Origin of the sequence: Sphingobacterium sp. UBA5670 (assembly GCF_002420705.1) — a bacterium.
GTDB lineage: Bacteria > Bacteroidota > Bacteroidia > Sphingobacteriales > Sphingobacteriaceae > Sphingobacterium.
In genome coordinates this window covers 249,323-270,741 of the sequence record NZ_DIIM01000001.1, presented here as the reverse complement: position 1 = coordinate 270,741, position 21,419 = coordinate 249,323, and the positions used below count along the sequence as shown (strand labels likewise).

Annotated in this window: 21 protein-coding genes and 1 tRNA gene; 16 read left to right on the top strand and 6 right to left on the bottom strand. The window is 38.4% G+C overall.

Features of this window, described 5'->3' with window-relative positions:
• Positions 1 to 21 precede the first annotated feature (21 nt).
• The 5 genes from B3C94_RS01075 to B3C94_RS01055 all read right to left on the bottom strand — a co-directional run bounded on the left by B3C94_RS01075 (position 22) and on the right by B3C94_RS01055 (position 4,513).
• Entirely contained in the window at positions 22 to 528 is a 507-nt protein-coding gene (locus B3C94_RS01075) for a hypothetical protein (protein WP_293897617.1), read from the bottom strand.
• Positions 529 to 768: 240 nt separating this feature from the next.
• Positions 769 to 1,347 carry a DUF4276 family protein gene (locus B3C94_RS01070; RefSeq protein ID WP_293897614.1) on the bottom strand — a complete coding sequence of 193 codons (579 nt, stop codon included), beginning with the start codon at positions 1,345 to 1,347 and terminating at the stop codon, positions 769 to 771.
• Positions 1,344 to 2,570 (bottom strand): AAA family ATPase, encoded by a 1,227-nt coding sequence (locus B3C94_RS01065; RefSeq protein ID WP_293897611.1) that lies wholly within the window; start codon positions 2,568 to 2,570, stop codon positions 1,344 to 1,346. Before B3C94_RS01065 ends, B3C94_RS01070 begins: the two co-directional genes overlap by 4 nt.
• Positions 2,571 to 2,942: 372 nt before the next feature.
• Entirely contained in the window at positions 2,943 to 4,250 is a 1,308-nt protein-coding gene (locus B3C94_RS01060; protein ID WP_293897608.1) for a site-specific integrase, read from the bottom strand.
• 189 nt (positions 4,251 to 4,439) lie between these two features.
• Positions 4,440 to 4,513, bottom strand: a tRNA-Ile gene (locus tag B3C94_RS01055).
• A 90-nt stretch (positions 4,514 to 4,603) separates the two neighbouring features.
• On the opposite strand from B3C94_RS01055, the gene B3C94_RS01050 reads away from it, so the two are divergent.
• From B3C94_RS01050 to B3C94_RS01015, 8 genes are all read left to right on the top strand, one after another.
• On the top strand, positions 4,604 to 5,236 hold the full coding sequence (locus tag B3C94_RS01050) for an HAD family hydrolase (protein WP_293897605.1): 633 nt from the start codon (positions 4,604 to 4,606) through the stop codon (positions 5,234 to 5,236).
• Positions 5,237 to 5,325: 89 nt separating this feature from the next.
• Positions 5,326 to 5,520, top strand: a complete 195-nt coding sequence (gene rpsU, locus B3C94_RS01045; RefSeq protein WP_046672133.1) for a 30S ribosomal protein S21 — start codon at positions 5,326 to 5,328, stop codon at positions 5,518 to 5,520.
• A gap of 101 nt (positions 5,521 to 5,621) precedes the next feature.
• Positions 5,622 to 6,503, top strand: coding sequence for a tyrosine-type recombinase/integrase (locus B3C94_RS01040; RefSeq protein ID WP_293897598.1), 882 nt, complete (start codon positions 5,622 to 5,624; stop codon positions 6,501 to 6,503).
• Positions 6,504 to 6,517: 14 nt separating this feature from the next.
• Positions 6,518 to 6,880, top strand: coding sequence for a ribosome hibernation-promoting factor, HPF/YfiA family (gene hpf / locus B3C94_RS01035; RefSeq protein WP_293897595.1), 363 nt, complete (start codon positions 6,518 to 6,520; stop codon positions 6,878 to 6,880).
• Positions 6,881 to 7,051: 171 nt separating this feature from the next.
• Positions 7,052 to 7,426, top strand: coding sequence for a DUF6686 family protein (locus tag B3C94_RS01030; protein WP_293897592.1), 375 nt, complete (start codon positions 7,052 to 7,054; stop codon positions 7,424 to 7,426).
• A 460-nt stretch (positions 7,427 to 7,886) separates the two neighbouring features.
• The gene (locus tag B3C94_RS01025) at positions 7,887 to 8,414 is read left to right on the top strand and encodes a ferritin (protein ID WP_070563752.1); all 528 of its coding nucleotides are present in this window, start codon (positions 7,887 to 7,889) and stop codon (positions 8,412 to 8,414) included.
• A 226-nt stretch (positions 8,415 to 8,640) separates the two neighbouring features.
• Positions 8,641 to 11,319: a TonB-dependent receptor gene (locus B3C94_RS01020; protein WP_293897585.1), complete on the top strand. Its 2,679-nt coding sequence runs from the start codon at positions 8,641 to 8,643 to the stop codon at positions 11,317 to 11,319.
• On the top strand, positions 11,316 to 12,287 hold the full coding sequence (locus tag B3C94_RS01015; protein WP_349679109.1) for an NAD(P)H-quinone oxidoreductase: 972 nt from the start codon (positions 11,316 to 11,318) through the stop codon (positions 12,285 to 12,287). The genes B3C94_RS01020 and B3C94_RS01015 overlap by 4 nt, the downstream gene beginning before the upstream one ends.
• Here the strand turns inward: B3C94_RS01015 and B3C94_RS01010 are convergent.
• Complete coding sequence (locus B3C94_RS01010; protein ID WP_293897582.1) at positions 12,276 to 13,139, bottom strand: AraC family transcriptional regulator; 864 nt, start codon at positions 13,137 to 13,139, stop codon at positions 12,276 to 12,278. The two genes, B3C94_RS01015 and B3C94_RS01010, sit on opposite strands and share 12 nt — an antisense overlap.
• A 144-nt stretch (positions 13,140 to 13,283) precedes the next feature.
• On the opposite strand from B3C94_RS01010, the gene fucP reads away from it, so the two are divergent.
• The 8 genes from fucP (at position 13,284) to B3C94_RS00970 (ending at position 21,378) form a co-directional block, all read left to right on the top strand.
• On the top strand, positions 13,284 to 14,549 hold the full coding sequence (gene fucP, locus B3C94_RS01005; RefSeq protein WP_293897580.1) for an L-fucose:H+ symporter permease: 1,266 nt from the start codon (positions 13,284 to 13,286) through the stop codon (positions 14,547 to 14,549).
• A gap of 10 nt (positions 14,550 to 14,559) precedes the next feature.
• Positions 14,560 to 14,892 carry an L-rhamnose mutarotase gene (locus B3C94_RS01000; RefSeq protein ID WP_293897577.1) on the top strand — a complete coding sequence of 111 codons (333 nt, stop codon included), beginning with the start codon at positions 14,560 to 14,562 and terminating at the stop codon, positions 14,890 to 14,892.
• Positions 14,893 to 14,894: 2 nt separating this feature from the next.
• The gene (locus B3C94_RS00995; RefSeq protein WP_293897574.1) at positions 14,895 to 16,553 is read left to right on the top strand and encodes a UxaA family hydrolase; all 1,659 of its coding nucleotides are present in this window, start codon (positions 14,895 to 14,897) and stop codon (positions 16,551 to 16,553) included.
• 19 nt (positions 16,554 to 16,572) lie between these two features.
• The gene (locus tag B3C94_RS00990; RefSeq protein WP_293897572.1) at positions 16,573 to 17,886 is read left to right on the top strand and encodes an alpha-L-fucosidase; all 1,314 of its coding nucleotides are present in this window, start codon (positions 16,573 to 16,575) and stop codon (positions 17,884 to 17,886) included.
• 2 nt (positions 17,887 to 17,888) lie between these two features.
• Entirely contained in the window at positions 17,889 to 18,653 is a 765-nt protein-coding gene (locus B3C94_RS00985; RefSeq protein WP_293897569.1) for an SDR family NAD(P)-dependent oxidoreductase, read from the top strand.
• A 41-nt stretch (positions 18,654 to 18,694) separates the two neighbouring features.
• A complete protein-coding gene (locus B3C94_RS00980; RefSeq protein WP_293897566.1) occupies positions 18,695 to 19,552 on the top strand; it encodes a fumarylacetoacetate hydrolase family protein in 858 nt (285 codons plus the stop codon).
• Between the two features lie 26 nt (positions 19,553 to 19,578).
• Positions 19,579 to 20,406, top strand: a complete 828-nt coding sequence (locus B3C94_RS00975; protein WP_293897563.1) for an amidohydrolase family protein — start codon at positions 19,579 to 19,581, stop codon at positions 20,404 to 20,406.
• Positions 20,407 to 20,586: 180 nt separating this feature from the next.
• The gene (locus B3C94_RS00970) at positions 20,587 to 21,378 is read left to right on the top strand and encodes an SDR family oxidoreductase (RefSeq protein WP_293897560.1); all 792 of its coding nucleotides are present in this window, start codon (positions 20,587 to 20,589) and stop codon (positions 21,376 to 21,378) included.
• The last annotated feature ends 41 nt before the right edge of the window (positions 21,379 to 21,419 follow it).

Below are 21,419 nucleotides of genomic sequence, written 5' to 3'. Positions count from 1 at the left end.
GAAAAATGGGGTACTTACAATTTAAGATTTTTCCAATAATATATTTGTTGGATATTCTAAGTTATCTATTCCCGTGCTATGAACAAGTTTGTTACGCATGATCCTCAATTCTTTGTATTCATCAACAAATACAAGAATTGGGAAATTCTGTGGTAATACAGCACAGAAAACACCTAATAAATTTTCACCTGATATTGTTTGCAATTCGTCAAAATTACGATCGGTTTTATTAGGGAGCGATGGCCAATCATATTTATTGTTCTCAATCAACAACAAAGCGCTTTTTTCTGTGATTTTACTTTTCATTAAATATTCTACACCTTGAAATAATACTATTAAGGAAGTACTAACGCTAATTCCATTATGTTTCCAATAATCTTCAATAGTGATTTCATAGTTATCGAATATCTCATCTTGAATAAGTGCGTTTACATTGTTTGAGATATTAAAAAGCATTTCGAATGATTTCCAAAGACATTCTAATCCTAATTTCTCAAACCTCTCTGGTTTTGGTAAATTTTTAATCATTTAAACAGGGTATTTCTATATTTTAAAAGAATGTATACAGGGATTCTTGGGATAATAGAGATAAATTTGGATATTCTAATCCTCGTCTGTATAATGGGCCAAAAGAAATTTCATGAATTAGGGTCGTCTATTATTGTTTTTGTAGCAAGTTTTGTTTTTATTTTTTGTTGTGGAAATCCATATAAAATTAGGTGCGAAAACCACCTAAAGAATAATCCTAAGCATGTTGTTCTCAAATTTCTATTTTATACTAAGCTCATTTTTTAAGACATTTACAAAATCTCTAAAAAATATGCATTTGGCCATAATTTTATTATAGTCTATCTCTGCAAATAATTCCCTGCAATCAGATTCCACATACCTCCGTCGGCCTTTACTAGTTTCTCGTTTTAGTTTTTCTTTAGGGTCTTTTATACTAGTTGGATCTTTAGAAAATGTTAGTTTAGTTCCATATTTACGATTGATTAAATTAATATCAGCGAAAAGTAATGCTTCCAATTCCCATACATTTAGTAAAATAACAGCCTTACAATTATTGGCGTAATCCTTTACTTTTTGAAACCAAATATTCCTCGAATCAACCTTAAGTTTATCAGAATTAAATCCATCTAAATCTCTAATACACACTAACAAATCATACTTTTCTATTTTAGTCTCCGCTGTGATCTGTTTAAAAAATTTAAAACTTTCTAATCCATCTCCCTTTAATTTTTTACAAAGGGTTTTAAATCTTATTGCAGAGCCAAATTGAGGTTTTAATAGATTTTCAAGAGCTACGGTATCATTTGGATCCTCTCCGATTAAGCCAATTACCTTCATTCTTCTAAATCTGAATAGACCCAATAATCGCTTAAATAACCCACCTCTTCGACATAAGTTCTCGCCTTTTCTCTTTCATCATTTGATAGCCTTCGTATAGATGTTCCGGAGTCTTTTGAATATGATACTATTTGAATTCTACTTAATTCTTCAATTTCAACATAATTTAAAACTAAAGGAGAATGAGTTGATATAATAATTTGATTGAAGTCACTACGTTCCTTAATGAATTGCATTAAAAGATCAAATTGGTGGGGATGGATTCCTAATTCTGGCTCTTCTATCAAAATTACGCTTTCTTTCAAATCTTGTATTTGGGCAATAATATAGAATAATCTTTTTGTTCCATCAGAAAGATTGTTCCATGGTAACCAAGTATCATTTACGAAATATTCTATCTTGATGTTTTCAACATTAAAGCGTAGTTCGTCAAAATAAATATTGATATTTGAATTAAAACGTACATTCTTTATAGGGGTGTATTTTGAAAGTACACGGATAAATTCATCACTAAAAACAAATTTTGACTTAATATAATCAGTTGGAATTTCTTTTATCATTTGGGAGTCAATTTGATCTGAACTTTTATTCTCGAAAAAATCTAAAAACTCAGTTTCTATATTCCAAAAATAACGGTCTAAAAAATTATTTCCGATAGAATATATGCCTTCATACATATCAAAATCAATAATCAGCTTACCAGGTAAATCAATGAATTCAGGAGAAATAGGTAGATTGTACTCTAAGAGTATCGTACGAGGAAAAGTTAACATTACTGATCGTAGAGCATAATTATAAAAAAGTTGGCGAGATTTTACTATTAATGTTCCTTCGGATTCCCCAGCTAATAATTTTCCTCTATGATTTAACGGCAGATAAGTGCCATTTAAGCTATAAGTTCTTTTGAAAAAATACTTTTGACCAGGATTAATTTCTATATCTTCCGGGCTAAAAGCTTGTCTTTCATAATTGACTTCGAACAAATCGGCCCCGCTTAAAGACTCCATTGCAAAGGATAGCGCTTTAACGTGACTATCCTGAGGTAGTCCTTTCGGCCTTAAAGCCTCTTTTACAATATAAAGCAAATTTGACTTTCCTGCTCCATTCTTCCCAATAATAATATTAAGGCCATTATTAAAATCAGCATTTATCTTATGGATTGATCTAAATCCAACAACTGCTATATTTTTCAGATAAAGACTTTCAATCAGTTTTTTAGTCATATACAAATGTAAAATTTATTGAACAAAAATCTACAATAATAGCGACGTTGAATCTTTGATAACCTTCTTTTGTATTATTTTGAAAATTTGAACGTAAATATCTGTTACTATCCGACCTTCTAGACCGAATGCATGACTCAGATCAACAGTTTAACATTTATTAAATTTTAGGCTTAGTAGTAGTCAAAATAAATACAAGCCATACGCAAAATCCTAGCGAAAATCCGATCCAAGGAGTTTTCATACTAAGGGCGGAGAAAAGCCCAATAGTCGATAGAAAACAAAAGAGTAAGAATAATAATAAGGTCTTCATAATTGTAAGATTTAAAAATAATGAAATTATACTGCAATGAAATTCATCGCAGTATATACTTAATCAGCTTGTTTGTTCTTATTTTTCTTTTTCTTCGATTTATTTTTTTTATCTTTTTTTGAGTCGATTTTTCTCAGAATTCTCATTACCTTTTTTTGGACATCATCAACAATTTTCCAGTCTTTTTCTATATAGATATCTGTTACTTTATTTCCTTCATCTACATGGTTTAGTGCGAGTGAGACATCATCTTTATTTAAGCGGCATCGATTTCTAGCAGTGCTTGCAAAAGTATGTCTTGCCCAGTACAAGGTGAGATTTTTAATTCCGGTTAGGTTACGAAGGTGGAGCATTCCCTTTGATAATGCATAATTAAGGTAATTAGGATTTCTATATCGATTTCGTAGTTTTTCTATATATTTTTCGAGAAGTGGCCTAGCTTCATCAATTATTCTAATGCTGATAAATGCATTGTCTTTTCTTAAATCTTTTGTCTTTTTGCGATTGTAATCAATTCTACCATTTCTGATATCTGATCTATTTAGATAATACAAATCTACAGCGTTAATTCCGCATAGATAGAATGAGAGCATATACAGTTCTTTGGCTAATTCAGCTCGACTGTTGGGTGCTGTAGGCCAATCCCTTAATTTTAAAACATCATCTATTTCATTGTTTCTGTTTTTTGTGAGAGGGGGAGAACCTATCTTGTACTTTGAGAAAGGATAATGTTTGATTCGATAGATCCCTAAATCTTCATTATTGTATTTTCTTCTGGCCTCATTAAAGAGAGTCCTTAGATCTCGCATGTGATTATGTAGTCCACTGTCTGATAAACCCTTTTCGGATGTAACGACTGAATTTCCAAATTGATTAATCCTAGTCATGGTTCTATCGGACTTCAGGAATCGTTCATACATAAACAACATGTTTGAATTTATTTCTTTTATGGATACAGTCTGTCTTTTAAAATAATCAACAAGGCTATTGCAGATAGCTGTATGATTCTTCGCAGTTCCTGTTCTACCATCAGCTTTTAATCGTTCGATATGTTCCCTACAAAATGATATGAATTCTACATCCTCATCCATATCTTTTAAGTAATCTTTTAAAGCTTCCGCTGTAAAATATTCAAGTCTCCCATCAAGTTCGCTAATTGCTTTACGGTATTCTTTGAGTTGGTCATTTAACTTATCAAGAACAAAGCTGTCTTTGATCTTTTTTTCTTTAGTGAGTTGCTTATGAACAACATAGTGATTGGTGTCCAAAAACTTTCTTTCTCCCTTGTGATAGACACAGATTTTTACATTGTAGGTGCCATCGGATTTCTTGTGGTGTTCATAAACTTTTGCGCTTACGGTTGCCATAATTTTTTTTCTTTAGCACGTAAAAATTCCCGTTACATATTTGTTACATTTTTACGTGAAGTTCAACAAAAAACTATGCAAAACTGGCCAAATAGGGTAGGTACACCCTGGCCATTCCATCAATAAAAATTAATGGAAAGAAACGAAAAAAGCGGCTTTTTCGCATAGAAAAGCCGCTTTTTTGCTTTGTGCTCCCACCTGGGCTCGAACCAGGGACCAAAAGATTATGAGTCTTCTACTCTAACCGACTGAGCTATAGGAGCAGGTCTTTTGTTTTGTCAATTTAAAACAGCTGTTGTGCCGTTTTGACGATGCAATTATCGATATTTGTATCGATATTTCAAAATAATTCGATGGAAAAAATTAAAAATATTGTTCTTGATTATGGGAATGTGATCTTTATGATCGACTTTGTAAAATTGAAAGATGCTTTTACTCAGTTAGGTATAGAAAATGTGGATGCTGTATTTGGGCATCATGGTCAAAGTGCACTTTTTGATAATTTTGATAAGGGAAAAATTGATTCTACCCAATTTCGTGAGGGGATAAGAGCATTAACCCAGAATTCGGCTTTGACAGACGAACAGATTGACGCTGCCTGGAACAGTTTGCTGATTGGTGTACCAGAAGGTAATCACGAGATTTTAATGCAGCTGAAAGACCGATATCGAACCTTTTTGTTAAGCAATAACAATGCGATTCACTATGCCTATTGTATGAATGATATTCAGGAGAAATATGGCGTTGTGAACAATGAAGGTTTTTTTGAAAAAACTTATTATTCCCATCTTGTAGGTATGCGCAAACCGGATGCAGAGATTTTTGAGCTGGTCATGCAGGAACAGCAATTGGATCCGGCAGAGACATTATTTATCGATGATAGCCCACAGCATCTCGCCACAGCAGAGCGATTGGGCTGGCATACGGCCTTGTGTACCAAGGAGAAGCCACTTAGAATCTTGTTGGAAGAATTTGAATTGTTATAAAAAATAATTTTGTTTTCCTTTTTTAAAAAAATAGCTTACCTTTGTCCCACTTTAAATTTAAAAGCGGCGAAAGGAGGTATATATAACGCATGATTATCGTAAATGTAAAAGAAGGAGAATCTTTAGATAGAGCATTGAAACGTTTCAAAAAGAAATTCGAGAAAACTGGAGTTTTAAGAGAGTTGCGTTCACGTCAAGCTTACGAAAAGAGATCTGTAACTCGTCGCATTCAAGTGAAAAAAGCGATTTACAAACAATCTTTGAATCAAGATGTAGCTAACTAATTGATTCGCTGAGAATTTTAAAATATAAAGGGAAAAGCCTAGCTTTTCCCTTTTTTTTGTGCTTTTAAGTTTGTAATTTAAGCTATATAGCAAGGGAAAATATGTTGGAAAAGGAGTTTATTCGGTTTTTACAGATTGAAAAAAGATATTCGGAACATACAATTATAGCTTATAAGCATGAGCTGGAACTGTTTCAGTCTTTTTTGGAACGCGAAGGACTGACTGTGTCGGAAATTGTGTACCGTGATTTGCGCCATTATTTTGCGCAGATGGTCGAATCTGGAAAAAATGCAAGTTCGGTCAACCGCAGTATGTCTTCACTGAGAACCTATTTTAAATTTTTGCAACGAGAGGAGTGTATCGCTAAAAATCCCATGACGCTCATTAAAGCGTTAAAAACTGCTAAAAAATTGCCAGTAGTTGTTGAAAAGGAAAAGTTGGTCCGTTTGTTGGATCAGATGGAACAGGAGCAGGATGGATTTGAATCCCGTCGTGATTATATGGTGATGGAATTGCTCTTCGGTACGGGGATCCGATTGGCAGAATTGTTGAAAATTAAGGAGCAGGATATTGATTTTTTTAATAAAAATATTCTTATATTAGGTAAAAGGAACAAAGAACGCTTGGTTCCGATCAATAATCTTTTATTGAAAGAATTGAAAAACTATTTACAACAAAAAGCGACGCAATTTGTTGATACTAATAACAGCTTACTAATCGTTACGAAAGAAGGAAAGCCAGCATATGCCAAGCTGATTTATGATATTGTACATCGGCAATTGACGCTGATTTCCACTCAAGGTAAGAGAAGCCCTCATATTTTGAGACATACGTTCGCAACGGCCCTGTTGGACAATGGGGCAGATTTAAATGCAATTAAGGAGCTGCTGGGACATGCAGGACTTGCGGCAACACAAGTGTACACGCATAACTCAGCAGAGCGATTGAAGTCAATTTATAAACAAGCTCATCCAAAAGCTTAAAAAAAGGAGGAAAAATGAACATTACTGTGCAATCCATTCGATTTAACGCTGATCAAAAGCTAATCGAGTTTATTAAAAAGAAAACAGGAAAATTGGAGCAGTTTTTGGATTCCATTATTGGTGGCGAATGCTACCTGCGATTGGAAAATGTCGACGATGAAGCAAATAAGATTTCGGAAATTAAATTGAATATTCCAGGGAGCCAGCTTTTTGCCAAAGGGCAAGCAAAAAGTTTTGAGGAAGCAACAGATATTGCTGTAGAATCCTTACGCAGGCAGATCAACAAACATAAGACTAAAGTTAAAAATACAGTAGTCAACGGCCGCGCTGAAGTTCTTGCCGTTGAGGAAGAAGAAGAGGAAGAAGAATACGATTAAAATATAGTACATACTTTAAAGGAAGGAGGCCAGCAATTATTGGCCTCCTTTTTTTGTATAGTATTTGTGTAAAGGCTTATTTATATTAAATCAAAATAATCTTCTGTTTTACTTGGATTGATTATAAATAATATTTATTTTTGATCGATTTAAATGATAAGGGAAATAGAAATGTCAGAATTGGTTTGTCCATTAGCAAATGTTGAGGAAGTTTTTTCAACCACAGCAGGCACAGTTTATCAATGTAGCCGCAAAAATTGTTTCTGGTTGGAATATAATGATGAAACAACTTCTTTCTCCGTATCGGATTTTTTGAAGTTTAAGAAGCGTATTGATGCTATTGACGTCGAACGCATGTTACATGATACAACACGTTCATCCGATTTTGAAATTATTATGCCCTTCCGTACGGAACGATGCTTTATTTTGGCTATAGAAGATGTGCTTCAGTTGCGTGAATTATTGGCTGGAGCTAAATTTATGATGGAGCTTAATAGTGTTATTAGAACCTGTTTACAGGTTTCGCCATTTGCGGTTTTCGCATAAGGCTATATATATAAACGAATTGAAACGCGGTGTATGTCTATGATGTACACCGCGTTTTTTCTGAAAGTATCTGCCGTTATTAGCCAGAAAGAACCTTCTTTCGCTTTCATAGATGTTGGTATCTGGGAAGGCGTGAAGGTTTTTGTTTGGTCAAGACCTTATTTAATTTTAATTTAAATAAGTGTCGATGGTGTTGCTGGTTGTTTTTTAATGAAATTCAATATTTTTTAATGAATTCTGCTTCTCATTGTTTTAATTTATTGCCTATTGAAAGTATCAATAATACCTATTTGTAATTGTATTGATTCTAAACAAGTTGTGGTCTGTTTGTCTAATTTAGACTGAATTTGTATTACATATTTTTGCTACAGATTTTGGAGATCTACCGTATCTTTGTAATGTAATCGGGTGAGCATGTGTTTCTCCTGAGCTTATTTTAGAAATTAAACTTAAGGTAAATATGAAAGATTTATTGAAATTAAAATCTTCTTTGAAAGAAGAAATCGAAAATATATTGAATGCACAGATTAAAGTTGAAGCTCATTCTTCAGCATTATATTTAGCCATGTCATCATGGTGTGACGATCAAGGTTTGGAAAATGCTTCAGAATTCTTTGCAAAGCAATCCAACGAAGAGCGCGAGCACATGTTGAAGCTTTTCAATTATATTAACAATCGTGGTGGCCGTGCAATTTCTCCGGAAGTTACGGGTATTCCGCAAGATTTTGAATCATTCCGTGGTGTATTTGAGCAGACTTTGGAACAAGAGATGTTTGTTACCGAGCAATTCAATAACATCGCCGATAGATGTGCCAAAGAGAAAGATTACGTTACTTTTAACTTTGTACAGTGGTTTTTGGAAGAGCAAGTAGAAGAGGAGTTTGTTGCAAGACGTATCCTGGAATTATTCGATGTAATTGGTGAAGATGGTACTGGTCGTTGGGAAATTGACAAACACCTTGTTAAAGTAACCTTTGCAGGTGAATAATAAATTGTAAAAAAATAGTGTAAAAAAACGAGCTGTTTTCCCGACAGCTCGTTTTTTTTATATACAAAATCACAACTTTTTACGTTAATAGCTTAAGAATTCTTATATTGAATTGTATTATTGCAAAGTCTATTTGATGGAACTAAGGGGCGGGAATATTATCCGGTTAGTACTTTTTTTAGCTATCACGAGCTTGTTTTTTTTACCCAAAAATGCTTTCGGGCAGGTGTCGAAAAAAGAAGTTTACGGGATTGTTGTAGATACGGCAGGAAGACCCCTAAGTGGTGTCAGTGTCCATCTGACAAGTTCCCGCGATACCCTGTTTTCATCGACCTCCACAACAGGTTCTTTTCATTTTAGTCGTGTGCAGGGTAATGACATCCGGATCAGTTGCAGCCAGTTGGGTTTAAGCATATTGGAACGAAGCTATCCACTCTACAATAGTACGACAGCTAAATTGGATGTCGGAAAGTTGACGATGTTCCCCCATGTATCCCTGTTAAAAGAAGTGGTTGTATTAAAATATAAACCGATTGTTTATAAGCAGGATACCGTTCAATTTAACCTAGATGCCTTTCAATTTGACAGACGGGCGCTTTTAGAAGAGGCACTCAAAGCATTACCAAATATACAGGTCTCCCGGGACGGCTCGGTCTATGCCTTTGGCAAACCCATATCCTCCGTCAAGGTGGATGGAAAGAAATTTTTTGGCGGGGATGTGCTGACTGCCACGCGCAATCTTCCCGCGGATTTTGTGAAAAGTGTACAGGTGATTGATTTTTATGGAGATGAGGCGACCGCAAAAGGAATTAAAAGTACCGAATCTGAAAAAGTCCTGAATATAGTTCTCAAAGACGATAAGAAGAAAATTACTTTTGGCCAAGCGACCCTAGGGGGCGGTTCGGTAGATCGTTATCTGGGGAGCGCCGGACTGAATCGCTTCAATGATGGGAAAGAGTATTCTATTATCACCTCTGTTAATAATACCAATACAAATCTCTTTTCTTTCGGTTCGCCCAATGGGGGTGAGCGGGAAAGAGAGATGGGCGAACTGGCCGATTTTGCAGACCCTACGGATGGCGTTAATCGAATTGGATCTATTGGTGGTAGCTTTTCTAGTCCCCTTTCTAAAACGGTAACAGCAAGTGGTAAATATGGTTTTACGCAACGCAATAATTATATTCAGGGAAATTCCCTATTGCAATCAGTCTACGGATATGGCAAAGGCACCAATAATCTGATTAGTAATTTTGAAGATTATAAAATAAAATCAGTCGATCGTACACACAAAATGGACTGGGACTTTGATATAAAGCTGTCTCCTAAAGATCAGCTTAAAATATCACCCAAGCTGTCCTGGACCAATTCAACAAGCAATACATTAAAAGATAGACGGATACAAAATAACAGGTTGAGCAGTACGGGGAACTATGGTGCAGCCAATAGCACCGAAAGTCCCGCAGCAGCTTTAGATCTTTTTTACGTACGAAGTTTTGCCAAGCCCGGGCGAAAGGTGCTCTATACTTTGCACACGGATTTTAATTCCCTGGACAAGGATGAGGAGGTTCGCGATTTTAATAGAGCGATTGACAGCAGTACCAACATACCGAAGATAACGGAGACTTACCTCAATCAGATGATCCGTTCCAGCAACGAGAATAAAAATATCCAAAGTCGTCTGTCTTTGGTCGAGCCTGTTGATTTAGGAGGTACCCTGGAAATCAATTACGATTTTGACTATACTAAAATCGATGCGAGACGCTCTACTTTTGACAATAATAATAACTTTAACAATGGTCCCATTCTCGTGGACTCGCTAAGTTTGAAATACGACTACTCTTTTGCAAGTAACAAAGTTGGTATGATTTATCGGCAAGATTTAAGCGAAAAAGTGAAAGTGAGTTTCGGTTTTGCGGTTCAGCCTTCGGAATTGACAGGTAGTTCGACGGATAAGCTGATAAAAACTTCCTATTCAAATGTCAATCTGGTGCCTTCTGCAGGATTGAAATGGAAATTCACAAAAGAGGAAGATCTCTCTATGGACTACTACGGCCGAAATAATCAGCCGAGCTTCTATCAGATACAACCCGTCGTGGATAATACCAATACCCAAAATATTGTAGTTGGCAACAAAGATCTGAAATCGGAGTTTGCCCATAGTATTATCTCCAAATATCGCAAATCCATTACAGGGCGAGGACAGTATTTAGAAGCCAGTCTTGCTTTTAACCTTGTGAATGATAAGATTGTCGCCAATCGGACCATTGAAGCTAATTCGACGATTCAGAAGACAACTTATCGCAATACAGAAGGTTATTATGATGTTAAAAGTTATTACCTGTTTACGGCGTCATTATTGTCGGACAACTTGCAGATGAGCTTGAACGGAAATGCAGACTATTACAATAATATCTCTTACATCAATGATAAAAAAAGCTTCGGTGGACACTTTTTGTTTACACAGGCGATTCAATTCCGTTATAGCTGGAGTGATATTTTCGAGGCTGAATTAAATGGGAACTATTCCTTGAACCGCGCAACATTCGACTGGCCGGTACAAGATAATATAACGGCACATTCCGGAATCGTTGGCTTGGGGTCAAAAGCTTATTTAGGGAAACATTTCACTATGGGACTTGAGCTTTCTCAAAAATTTAATGCGGGTTATTCGAGTTCATGGAGTAATATCAATCCAACGATCATCAACGCCTATATGGAATATACGTTTGGTAGAAACAATCTTGGTATGCTGAGATTTCAGGGATTCGATTTAATGAACCAAAATACGGGCATCTCGCGGGCAGTTGTTGGTAATGATATTTTGGATGTTCAGAATAATCGGTTAGCCCGTTATTTTATGCTTTCGCTCAATATTAGATTACAGAAATATCCTAAAAAATCATGATGAAAGCCGTCATTATTACTGAACCCGGAGGACCGGAAGTATTGGAAGTCCACGATGTGGAAATGCCCCAGCTTGGAGAGTTGGAAGTTTTAGTGGAAGTAAAGGCCGCAGGAGTCAATAGACCTGATGTTTTCCAGCGCAAAGGGAATTATCCAGCGCCAGTTGGTGTGGACCCGCGTATTCCGGGACTAGAAATAGCGGGATCTATTGTTGCCAAAGGAAAGGCTGTTGCCGATTGGCATATAGGTGATCGTGTATGTGCCCTTGTGGCTGGGGGTGGTTATGCTGCCTATGCGAAAGTCTATCAGGGACATTGTTTGCCGATACCGGATCATCTGGACTTTGCGGAAGCAGCATCGTTGCCGGAGACGGTCTTTACCGTATGGGACAATGTCTTTCGACGCGGGAACCTGCAGGCTGGAGAACATTTTCTGGTACACGGTGGTGCCGGTGGCATTGGCAGTACGGCAATTCAGCTGGGTGCATTGTTTGGCGCAGTTGTCTATACGACGGTCAGTTCATCCGAAAAAGCTGCTTTTTGTGAGTCATTGGGCGCCATCAAAGCGATCAATTATAAGACGGAGGATTTTCAGGAGCAGCTCATGCCTTTAGGCATTGATGTTATATTAGATAGTATCGGTGGTTCCTATTTTGAAAAAAATATCAACCTTTTGAGCCCTGATGGTCGTTTGGTATACATCAACGCAATGGAAGGTGTAAAAGTTGAATTGAACCTACTGAAATTAATGCAAAAACGGATTGTTTTAACAGGAAGTACACTGCGTGCCAGAGACCGAGAATTTAAACAGTCATTACGCGATGATATTTGGTCTCAGGTATGGCCCAAACTTAGCGCCGGAGACTTTAAACCTACGATATACCGTATTCTTCCTTTTGCTGAAGCCTCAAAGGCACATCGATTGATGGAAGATTCAAGCTTATTGGGTAAAATAGTCTTAAGTTTTTGATCGCTGAAAGCTGAGTGGGGTCTTACCCGTTACATTTTTGAAGTATTTATGGAAGCTCGAGAAGTTTTGAAATCCCGCTTCAAAGCAGATCTGTTTTACCGTATGTTTGTTTTCCATTAATAAATTGCAGGCGGTCTTCACACGCATTTCAATCAGAAATTGAAAGAGCGTCTTTCCGATCTGCGATTTGAAATAGCGGCAGAAAGAATTCGGTGTCATCCCTGTTAAGGACGCTAGTTCCTGTAGACGTATCTGATCGCGGTAGTTTTCACCGATATATTGCATGGCAATCTGCATACGATTGGCGTCCTGATCCTGTAGCTGGATGGAAAAAGTGGCGCTAGTCAATAGATCATGCTGTCCTTCGGTTGCCATGCGCTGTAAGATTTCCAACAAATGAATAATGCGCGCAGTTCCAGTTGAAACCAAAATCTTATCGATTAATTGGGCTGTTTTTAATCGGCTAGTCTCCGATAATGAAATGCCTCTTTTTGATACACGTATAAGGTCTCTGATGGATTTGTTTTCCGGTAGATTGATGAAATCATTTCCCCAAAAGTTCTCTTTAAAATGGAGTACACGAATATCTGCAGATTCTGCTTCCTCCTCGCGGAGGTAAATTTCATCGAATAACCAATAATGAGGCAAGTTTGAACCAACTAAGGTAATATCGCCCGATTCAAAGCGCCGAACACTATCGCCAATAAATTGGGTGCCAGAGCCTTTGGCAAAATAAATTAATTCCAGTTCTTCATGGTAATGCCAAAGATTATGGTACTGGGGTGTATTGTCTCTTCTCGCATTGAAAGAATGCTCAAGATTGCTATTTAAATGAAGCAGTTGTGCTTTCATAATTATGAAATATATGCAGTAAAGTTACATAATTCAGTTTAGTTATGGTAATATAGCTTAATAATTTGATAATATACTTGAATATTGTCTAGCATTTTTAAGCTTATTTTACATTAAATAACTACTTATAACCATTTGAAAAATATGACGAATAAAAAGAGTTACGCATTTGCCTTGATTTTGGTGACATCCTTGTTCTTTTTTTGGGGATTTATTCATAACCTTGATCCAATCTTAATTCCGCATTTGAGGAATGCATTTAGTTTATCCCATTTCCAGGCTTCCTTAGTCGATTCGGCTGTATTTATCGCTTATTTTGTGATGGCGATTCCTGCTGGAATTATCATGAAAAAATATGGCTATAAAGCCGGTATTTTGATCGGATTGATCTTTTTTGCCATTGGCTGTTTTCTTTTTGTACCTGCGGCCAATACGATAAGTTATGTTTTCTTCTTGGGGGCTTTGTTCGTTGTTGCCTGTGGTCTTACCATTCTGGAAACTGCTGCAAATCCGTATGTAGCGATTTTGGGAGATCCAGCTTCGTCGGCACAGCGACTTAATTTTGCGCAGTCCTTTAATGGGTTAGCGGCCTTTGTTGCTCCGATTTTTGGGGGAAAATTTATTTTATCCCATGAGCCTAAATCACAGGAGGAGCTTGCGCAAATGGCTGAACAGGCAAAGATGGCGTATATTCAGTCGGAAACAGCTGCTGTAAAATTGCCTTATGTGGTATTGGGGATATTGATTTTATTGATCGCCGCGTTGTTTTTCTTTACCAGATTACCTGATATCAAAGATGCAGAGGAAGAGGGCAGAGCCGGTTTTTTCCATGCATTACGTCATAAAAATGTGCGTTGGGCAGTGGTGGCTCAGTTTTTCTATGTTGGAGCGCAAGTTTGTATTTTAAGCTTCCTCGTATTATATGCAACAGAAGCTGCCGGCATTTCGGGTAAGGATGGTGCCGATTATGCTGGGTTTGCTGGATTGGCTTTTATGTTAGGCCGGTTTATCGGTACATTTTTTATGCGTTTTGTGTCAGCATCCAAGCTCCTGATCATCTATTCCGCTATAGCGATCGCTCTATCCCTATTTGTCATCTTCGGATCGGGTATTCAGACCCTATATGCGCTGATTGGCATTGCATTTTTTATGTCTATTATGTTCCCGACGATTTTCGCCTTTGGTGTACAGGGGATCGGTGCCGATACCAAATCTGCTTCTAGTTTGATCGTTATGTCTATTGTAGGTGGCGCTTTATTGCCTCCAATATTGGGTTTTATCTCTGATAAAACGGGACATTTCCAATACGGCTATTTTGTACCATTGGTTTGTTTTATTGTTGTCTTATTGTTTGCTTTCCAAAATAGAAAGGTCAGTATTGCGGAAACAGAAAATCTTAAATCACATTAATTAGTTTAAAATGAAAAGATATGTCATGGCTTTGGATCTTGTGAACGATCCACAATTGATCAAGGAATATGAAGACTATCACCGTGAGGTGTGGCCCGAGATAAAGCGTTCGATTCTGGATGCTGGGGTTGAGCAGATGGAAATTTATCGTTTTGAAAATAGATTGTTTATGAACATGGAGGTGGGCGAAGATTTTTCATTTGAGAAAAAATCGGCTATGGATGCTACCAATGAAAAAGTGCAGGAATGGGAACAGCTGATGTGGAAATATCAGGCAGCTATTCCGGGTGCAAAGCCAGGAGAGAAATGGGTGATGATGACAAAAATATTTGAATTAGTATAATTATGGCTATACAACGCTATTTACAGATCCATCCAATGGATAATGTCCTTGTTGCATTACAGGACTTGGGGGAAGGAACAACGATTGTTTTTGAAGGTAAGGAATTTACATTAAAGCAAGCTGTTGCTGCCAAGCATAAATTCACCATCCAGCCAATGGTACAAGATACGGAGATATTGATGTATGGTGTTCTGGTTGGGAAATTGAATACTTCCTTAGCTGAGGGCGAACTCATTACGACTGAAAACTTGCGCCATGCGTCTGAAGATTTCAGAATGGGCAAGCGTAAAACAGCTTGGACAAAACCTGATATTTCTGCATTTAAAGATAAAACGTTCAATGGATTTCATCGCTCAAACGGGACGGTTGGAACGGCCAATTACTGGTTGGTTATTCCATTGGTCTTTTGTGAAAATAGAAATGTATTGACGCTAAAGGCGGCTTTTGAGGAAAAGCTGGGTTATAAAGTAAAAGCTAATAATTACATATCCGAAGTTGAAGATCTCATTGGTCTGTATAAGTCTGGTGCCGATGTAAATGCTATCCTTAGTCAGGATCTACTTGCCAATACGACTTCCAGTGAGCAGGAACGTCTATTCAAAAATGTCGATGGAATCAAGTTTTTGAATCATGAGATGGGATGCGGTGGAACACGTATGGATTCGGATGCCTTATGTGGCCTTTTGGCCGGTTATATCACGCATCCGAATGTTGCGGGGGCTACTGTATTGAGTTTGGGATGCCAGCATGCGCAGGCTTCAATTCTGAAGGCTGAAATAGAAAAGCGAAGTCCGGGTTTTGACCGTCCGCTGTATATTTTTGAACAGCAGAAAGAGGGCACTGAAAAAGAATTGATGCAAAAGGCTATTAAAGCAACTTTTGCTGGGATGATGCAAGCGGATAAGAATGAGCGTAAACCAGCTACACTGGACAAATTGTGTATAGGTCTGGAATGTGGTGGTTCGGACGGTTTCTCGGGTATCTCTGCCAATCCAGCGCTTGGTTTTGTGTCGGATATTTTGGTGACTTTAGGCGGATCGGTGATTTTGGCGGAGTTTCCGGAATTATGTGGTGTGGAACAGGAATTGAGCGACCGTTGTATCGATGAGCCAACTGCGGAACGTTTTATGTCGCTGATGCGTACTTATAATGCAAAAGCTGAAGCTGATGGCTCGGGTTTCTATATGAATCCTTCTCCGGGCAATATTCGTGATGGCTTAATTACTGATGCGATTAAGTCTGCAGGGGCTGCTAAAAAAGGCGGAACTTCGCCTGTTGCTGCGGTGATCGATTATCCTGAATTGGCTAATGGTCCGGGGTTAAACTTATTATGTACTCCTGGTAATGATGTGGAAAGTACCACTGCGGAGGTTGCTGCAGGTGCCAATATTGTCTTGTTTACTACGGGCCTGGGTACACCTACGGGCAATCCGATTACACCGGTTATCAAACTTTCAACAAATACCAAGACTTTTGAGAAAATGCCAGATATTTTGGATTTGAACTGTGGTACTATTATCGAAGGTACGGAGACTATTGAGGAGGCCGCACACCGTATTCTAGATTATGTGATTGAGGTCGCTTCGGGTGAAATTAAACCCAAGGCTGTGTTGCTGGGGCAAGACGATTTCATCCCTTGGCGTAGAGGTGTTTCCTTGTAGATCAATAATGATTTAATATATGAATCTTAAACATGTTATCTGTGGTTTAGCCTTGCTGATCGGATCTGTATCCGCTAGCTATAGCCAGCAACCTTATCAGCCAAGTCCCGAAAACCTAAAAAATAGGGAATGGTTTGATCAATCTCGATTTGGTGTTTTTATCCATTGGGGGATATACAGTGTGTTGGGTGATGGTGAATGGGTCATGAATAACCAGAATATCAGTTTGGATGAATACGCCTTGCTGCCTAAATTTTTCAACCCAATTTCTTTTGATGCAAAAGAGTGGGCGAGATTGTTCAAGCAGGCAGGCGCAAAGTATATCACCTTTACAACAAGACACCACGATGGGTTCTCAATGTGGAATAGTCAGGTTTCAGACTATAACGTGGTGAAGAAGTCTCCGTTCAAACGTGATATCGTAAAGGAATTGGTGGAAGCCTGTCATGCCGAAGGCATAAAAGTGATGTTCTATTATTCACTCTTAGATTGGCACCGGGATGATTATTTACCTGTTGGTAAGACGGGCGGCGGTATTGCGGGCCGTGATTCGACAAAGGGCGACTGGAATCAGTATGTCCAGTTTATGAAAAATCAATTGACCGAACTTTTGAGCAATTATGGCGAGATCGATGGGATCTGGTTTGATGGTCATTGGGACAAGTCCAATGAAGATTGGCATTTCAAAGAAATTTATGAATTGATCCACAAGTTACAACCCCAATGTTTGGTGGGGAATAACCACCATTTAGCGCCCTTCGAAGGTGAGGATTTTCAGATGTTCGAACGTGATCTGCCCGGCGAGAATACCACTGGTTTTGGGACGAAGGCTCATGATGTCGGGAAATTACCGAAAGAGGTCTGTGGAACAATTGCAGGTTCATGGGGATTTGAGCTGAAAGATCGGACGCGAAAATCATTTCAGGAAGTGCTGAAATATCTGGTCAAGGCTGCTGGTCACGGTTCCAACTTGTTGCTCAATGTGGGGCCGATGCCGAATGGCGAAATTCAGGACTATCAACAAGAACGGTTGAAAGAACTTGGAAAATGGCTGGAAGTGTATGGAGAGACCATCTATGGAACTGAAGGGGGAGCGGTGTCACCAACAGATGAGTATGCGCTAACAAAAAAAGGAAATCAGGTGTATCTGCATGTGTTCAAAACAGATAAGAAGGAATTGTCGATCAGTAATCTTCCTTATCAGGTGAAAAAAGTAAAAACATTTATTGGAAATAAAGAGATTAAGTTTAGTCATAAAAACAATAGTCTACGATTGGATTTGCCTAGCTCATCGGATGAGGCGGATTTAGTATTGACATTAACAATTAAATAACAATGGGAAAATTAGAACAAAAAGTAGCTGTTATTACTGGTGGTGGTAGTGGGATAGGTCGTGCGATCAGTTTGCAATTTGCTGCGGAAGGAGCAAAAGTTCACATTCTGGATTTAAATGAAGAAGGCGGAAAAGCTGTTGTAAATGAAATTTTAGCGTCTGGCGGTCAGGCAGTATTCAATCGTTGTAATGTGACTGACCAACAAGAAATTACCGCTATAGCACAAAATATCGGAAAAATTGATATTTTAGTAAATAATGCCGGTATTGCTCATGTTGGTAATTTGGAGAATTGCCAATCAGAAGATTTTGAGCGTGTTTTTAATGTGAATGTTAAGGGGGCTTATAATGCATTGCATGCCATCGTGCCTATCATGAAAGTACAGGGTTCGGGTGCAATTCTTAATCTTGCGTCCATTGCCGCATGGGTGGGCATCACAGATCGTTTTGCTTATTCGATGAGCAAAGGGGCTATTTACGCGATGTCCATGTCTGTAGCGCGGGATTACATGGCCTACGGTATTCGTTGCAATAGTATTTCTCCAGCGCGCGTACATACACCATTTGTGGATGGATTTATTGCGAAAAATTATCCTGGAAAAGAGGAAGAAATGTTCGAAAAATTATCAGCAACCCAGCCAATAGGCCGCATGGCACAACCGGAGGAAATTGCCAAATTAGCACTTTTCTTGTGTAGTGACGACGCAGGCTTTATCACTGGAAATGACTACCCAATTGATGGTGGTTTTATTAAATTGAATAATTAAAAAGCTAAAAATAAAATATCTATTATCTCAATACTATAAAAATGAAATTAATACGTTTTGGAGCTCAAGGCAAAGAGAAAATCGGTGTTCAGATCGATGGTGTAAATTACGATGTAAGCGCATTTGGTGGTGATTACAATGAGCAATTCTTTGCTGAGGATGGTGTCGCTCGTTTAGAAGAATTTGTAAAAGCAAATGAAGGTAAGTTGATTGAAGTTCCTCAAGGCGAGCGTATCGGAGCACCTTTTGCCCGCCCATCCAAAATTGTTTGTATTGGATTAAATTATTTGGACCATGCAAAGGAAACCAATGCACCAATTCCGGCTGAGCCGATCATCTTTATGAAATCGACCACTTCGTTGGTAGGTCCTTATGATGAAGTGATGATTCCTAAAGATTCCCTTAAAACCGACTGGGAAGTGGAGTTTTGTATTGTCATCGGCAAAAAGGCATCTTATGTAGAAGAGCATGAGGCTTTAGATTATGTTGTAGGCTATGTGTTGCATAATGATGTTTCTGAACGTGAGTATCAGTTGGAGCGTGGCGGTACCTGGGATAAAGGAAAAGGATGTGATACTTTTGCCCCGATGGGACCCTTCATGGCAACAAAAGAAGAGATCAAAGACATCAATAATGTGCGTCTTTGGTTAAAAGTAAACGGAAAAACCTATCAAGATGGTAATACCAAGGATTTGATCTTTTCGGTAGCACATGTGGTATCGTATGTGTCTAAATTTATGACCTTGTTGCCTGGTGATGTTATTTCAACAGGTACGCCTGCAGGTGTTGGCTTAGGATTTAATCCGCCGATTTATTTGAAACCTGGCGATGTTATCGAGTTGGGAGCCGATGGTCTTGGAGAATCCCGTCAGACTGTTGTCGCGTATTCAAAAAATTAATTACTCATCAAGTTTTTCTTTGCACTATGCGTATAGATACCCATCAGCATTTCTGGAAATTCGATCCGATCAGAGATAATTGGATCACAGAAGAGATGCAGGTCATAAGACGAGATTTTACACCTTTAGATATTCAGTTTGTGCTTGAACGGAACGGATTCGGAGGGACTGTAGCTGTGCAAGCAGATCAATCCAAAGAGGAAACGGCTTACTTGGTTCAGCTTGCCGCAGATTATCCTTTTATTAAGGGGGTAGTAGGCTGGATTGATCTTCAGGCAGCAGATATTCGGCAACAGCTGGAGGCGTATCGGACCACTACTGTTATCAAGGGTTTTCGCCATGTTGTTGAGGCGGAAGCGGATCCTGATTTTCTTATCCGCCCTGCAGTATTAAATGGACTGAAGGCTTTGGCAGATTACGATTATACCTATGACCTGTTGATCCGTCCTCGCCATTATGCAGCAACACTGGATTGCGTGCGGCAAAATCCGGATCTTCAATTTGTATTGGATCATATTGCCAAGCCACCGATCAAATCGAAAGCCTTTGATGAGTGGGCCGCGTTTATCGATGCGCTTGCTGCTTTTCCGAATGTGGTCTGTAAAGTTTCCGGCCTTGCAACAGAAGCTGATTGGGAGGGATGGAAGCTTGACGATTTTAAACAATATCTGGAACATATTTTTGCCCGTTTCGGCAAGGAGCGCATTATGTACGGCTCGGATTGGCCTGTGTGTCTTCTGGCGGCTTCATATGAAGAGAGCATTGCTATCGTTGAGGATAAATTAGGGCAATTTACAGCGGCAGAAAAGAATGCTTTTTGGGCAGAGAACGCTATACGCGTGTATAATCTTTAAAAAGAAAAGCTTCAGCATGTTATGGAAGGGAAAAATAGCATGCTGAAGTTTTTTATTGGTCATGAAGCTAGATAATGTGCATAATGACGTCAATATAAATTAATCAATAACCAGTGAAACAAGTTCATGGTTGTGAATGTTAACCACAATCAATGAAACAAACCATTCAATAAAAGTATTATGGATCTTCATTTAAAAGATAAAGTTGTTATTGTTACCGGCGGAGCAAAAGGAATCGGGCGGGCTGTAGTCCACGCGTTGGCAAAAGAACAGGCTATTCCGGTCATTGTTGGCCGTAAACAGGCCGATAATGAAAAAGTAAAAGAAGAAATAAAGCAATTTGGTGTGGATGCTCTCTGTATTGAAGCAGAGTTGTCTAAACCGGAAGATTGTGAAAGGGCCGTCCAAAAGACATTGGAAGCCTATGGTCGCATTGATGGTTTGGTAAATAATGCCGGACAAAATGATGGTGTTGGATTAGCATCAGGTAATTATGAAAAGTTTGTTGCTTCTCTACACAAGAACTTAATCCACTATTACCTCATGGCACACCATGCCTTGGATGCCTTGAAGGCGTCAAAAGGGAGCATTGTGAATATTTCTTCCAAAACCGGTGAAACAGGACAGGGAAATACTTCGGCTTATGCGGCATCGAATGGCGGACGTAATGCACTTACGCGCGAGTGGGCGGTAGAATTGTTACCTTACTCTATTCGTGTAAATGCCATTATCGTAGCAGAATGTGCAACTCCCCAATACGATACCTGGATTCAAACCTTATCAAATCCAGAGGAGACATTGAAAAAAATTACGGATCGCATTCCATTGGAGCATCGGATGACAACAGCGGAAGAAATAGCAAATACAACTGTATTTCTTTTATCGAGCAAGTCAAGCCATACTACAGGTCAATTGGTGCATGTAGACGGCGGGTATGTGCATTTGGATCGCTCTATTATTGCTGAATCATAAAAGGATATAATTGATTTTTGAAAAAAATGGAGCTTTAGCCT

Coding starts and splice junctions, on each gene's coding strand:
- B3C94_RS01070 (WP_293897614.1), bottom strand. CDS start 1,347: ATGAAGGTAATTGGCTTAATCGGAGAGGATCCAAATGATACCGTAGCT.
- B3C94_RS01060 (WP_293897608.1), bottom strand. CDS start 4,250: ATGGCAACCGTAAGCGCAAAAGTTTATGAACACCACAAGAAATCCGAT.
- B3C94_RS01050 (WP_293897605.1), top strand. CDS start 4,604: ATGGAAAAAATTAAAAATATTGTTCTTGATTATGGGAATGTGATCTTT.
- rpsU (WP_046672133.1), top strand. CDS start 5,326: ATGATTATCGTAAATGTAAAAGAAGGAGAATCTTTAGATAGAGCATTG.
- B3C94_RS01000 (WP_293897577.1), top strand. CDS start 14,560: ATGAAAAGATATGTCATGGCTTTGGATCTTGTGAACGATCCACAATTG.
- B3C94_RS00990 (WP_293897572.1), top strand. CDS start 16,573: ATGAATCTTAAACATGTTATCTGTGGTTTAGCCTTGCTGATCGGATCT.
- B3C94_RS00970 (WP_293897560.1), top strand. CDS start 20,587: ATGGATCTTCATTTAAAAGATAAAGTTGTTATTGTTACCGGCGGAGCA.
- B3C94_RS01065 (WP_293897611.1), bottom strand. CDS start 2,570: ATGACTAAAAAACTGATTGAAAGTCTTTATCTGAAAAATATAGCAGTT.
- hpf (WP_293897595.1), top strand. CDS start 6,518: ATGAACATTACTGTGCAATCCATTCGATTTAACGCTGATCAAAAGCTA.
- B3C94_RS00980 (WP_293897566.1), top strand. CDS start 18,695: ATGAAATTAATACGTTTTGGAGCTCAAGGCAAAGAGAAAATCGGTGTT.
- B3C94_RS00985 (WP_293897569.1), top strand. CDS start 17,889: ATGGGAAAATTAGAACAAAAAGTAGCTGTTATTACTGGTGGTGGTAGT.
- fucP (WP_293897580.1), top strand. CDS start 13,284: ATGACGAATAAAAAGAGTTACGCATTTGCCTTGATTTTGGTGACATCC.
- B3C94_RS00975 (WP_293897563.1), top strand. CDS start 19,579: ATGCGTATAGATACCCATCAGCATTTCTGGAAATTCGATCCGATCAGA.
- B3C94_RS00995 (WP_293897574.1), top strand. CDS start 14,895: ATGGCTATACAACGCTATTTACAGATCCATCCAATGGATAATGTCCTT.
- B3C94_RS01015 (WP_349679109.1), top strand. CDS start 11,316: ATGATGAAAGCCGTCATTATTACTGAACCCGGAGGACCGGAAGTATTG.
- B3C94_RS01025 (WP_070563752.1), top strand. CDS start 7,887: ATGAAAGATTTATTGAAATTAAAATCTTCTTTGAAAGAAGAAATCGAA.
- B3C94_RS01075 (WP_293897617.1), bottom strand. CDS start 528: ATGATTAAAAATTTACCAAAACCAGAGAGGTTTGAGAAATTAGGATTA.
- B3C94_RS01010 (WP_293897582.1), bottom strand. CDS start 13,139: ATGAAAGCACAACTGCTTCATTTAAATAGCAATCTTGAGCATTCTTTC.
- B3C94_RS01030 (WP_293897592.1), top strand. CDS start 7,052: ATGTCAGAATTGGTTTGTCCATTAGCAAATGTTGAGGAAGTTTTTTCA.
- B3C94_RS01040 (WP_293897598.1), top strand. CDS start 5,622: ATGTTGGAAAAGGAGTTTATTCGGTTTTTACAGATTGAAAAAAGATAT.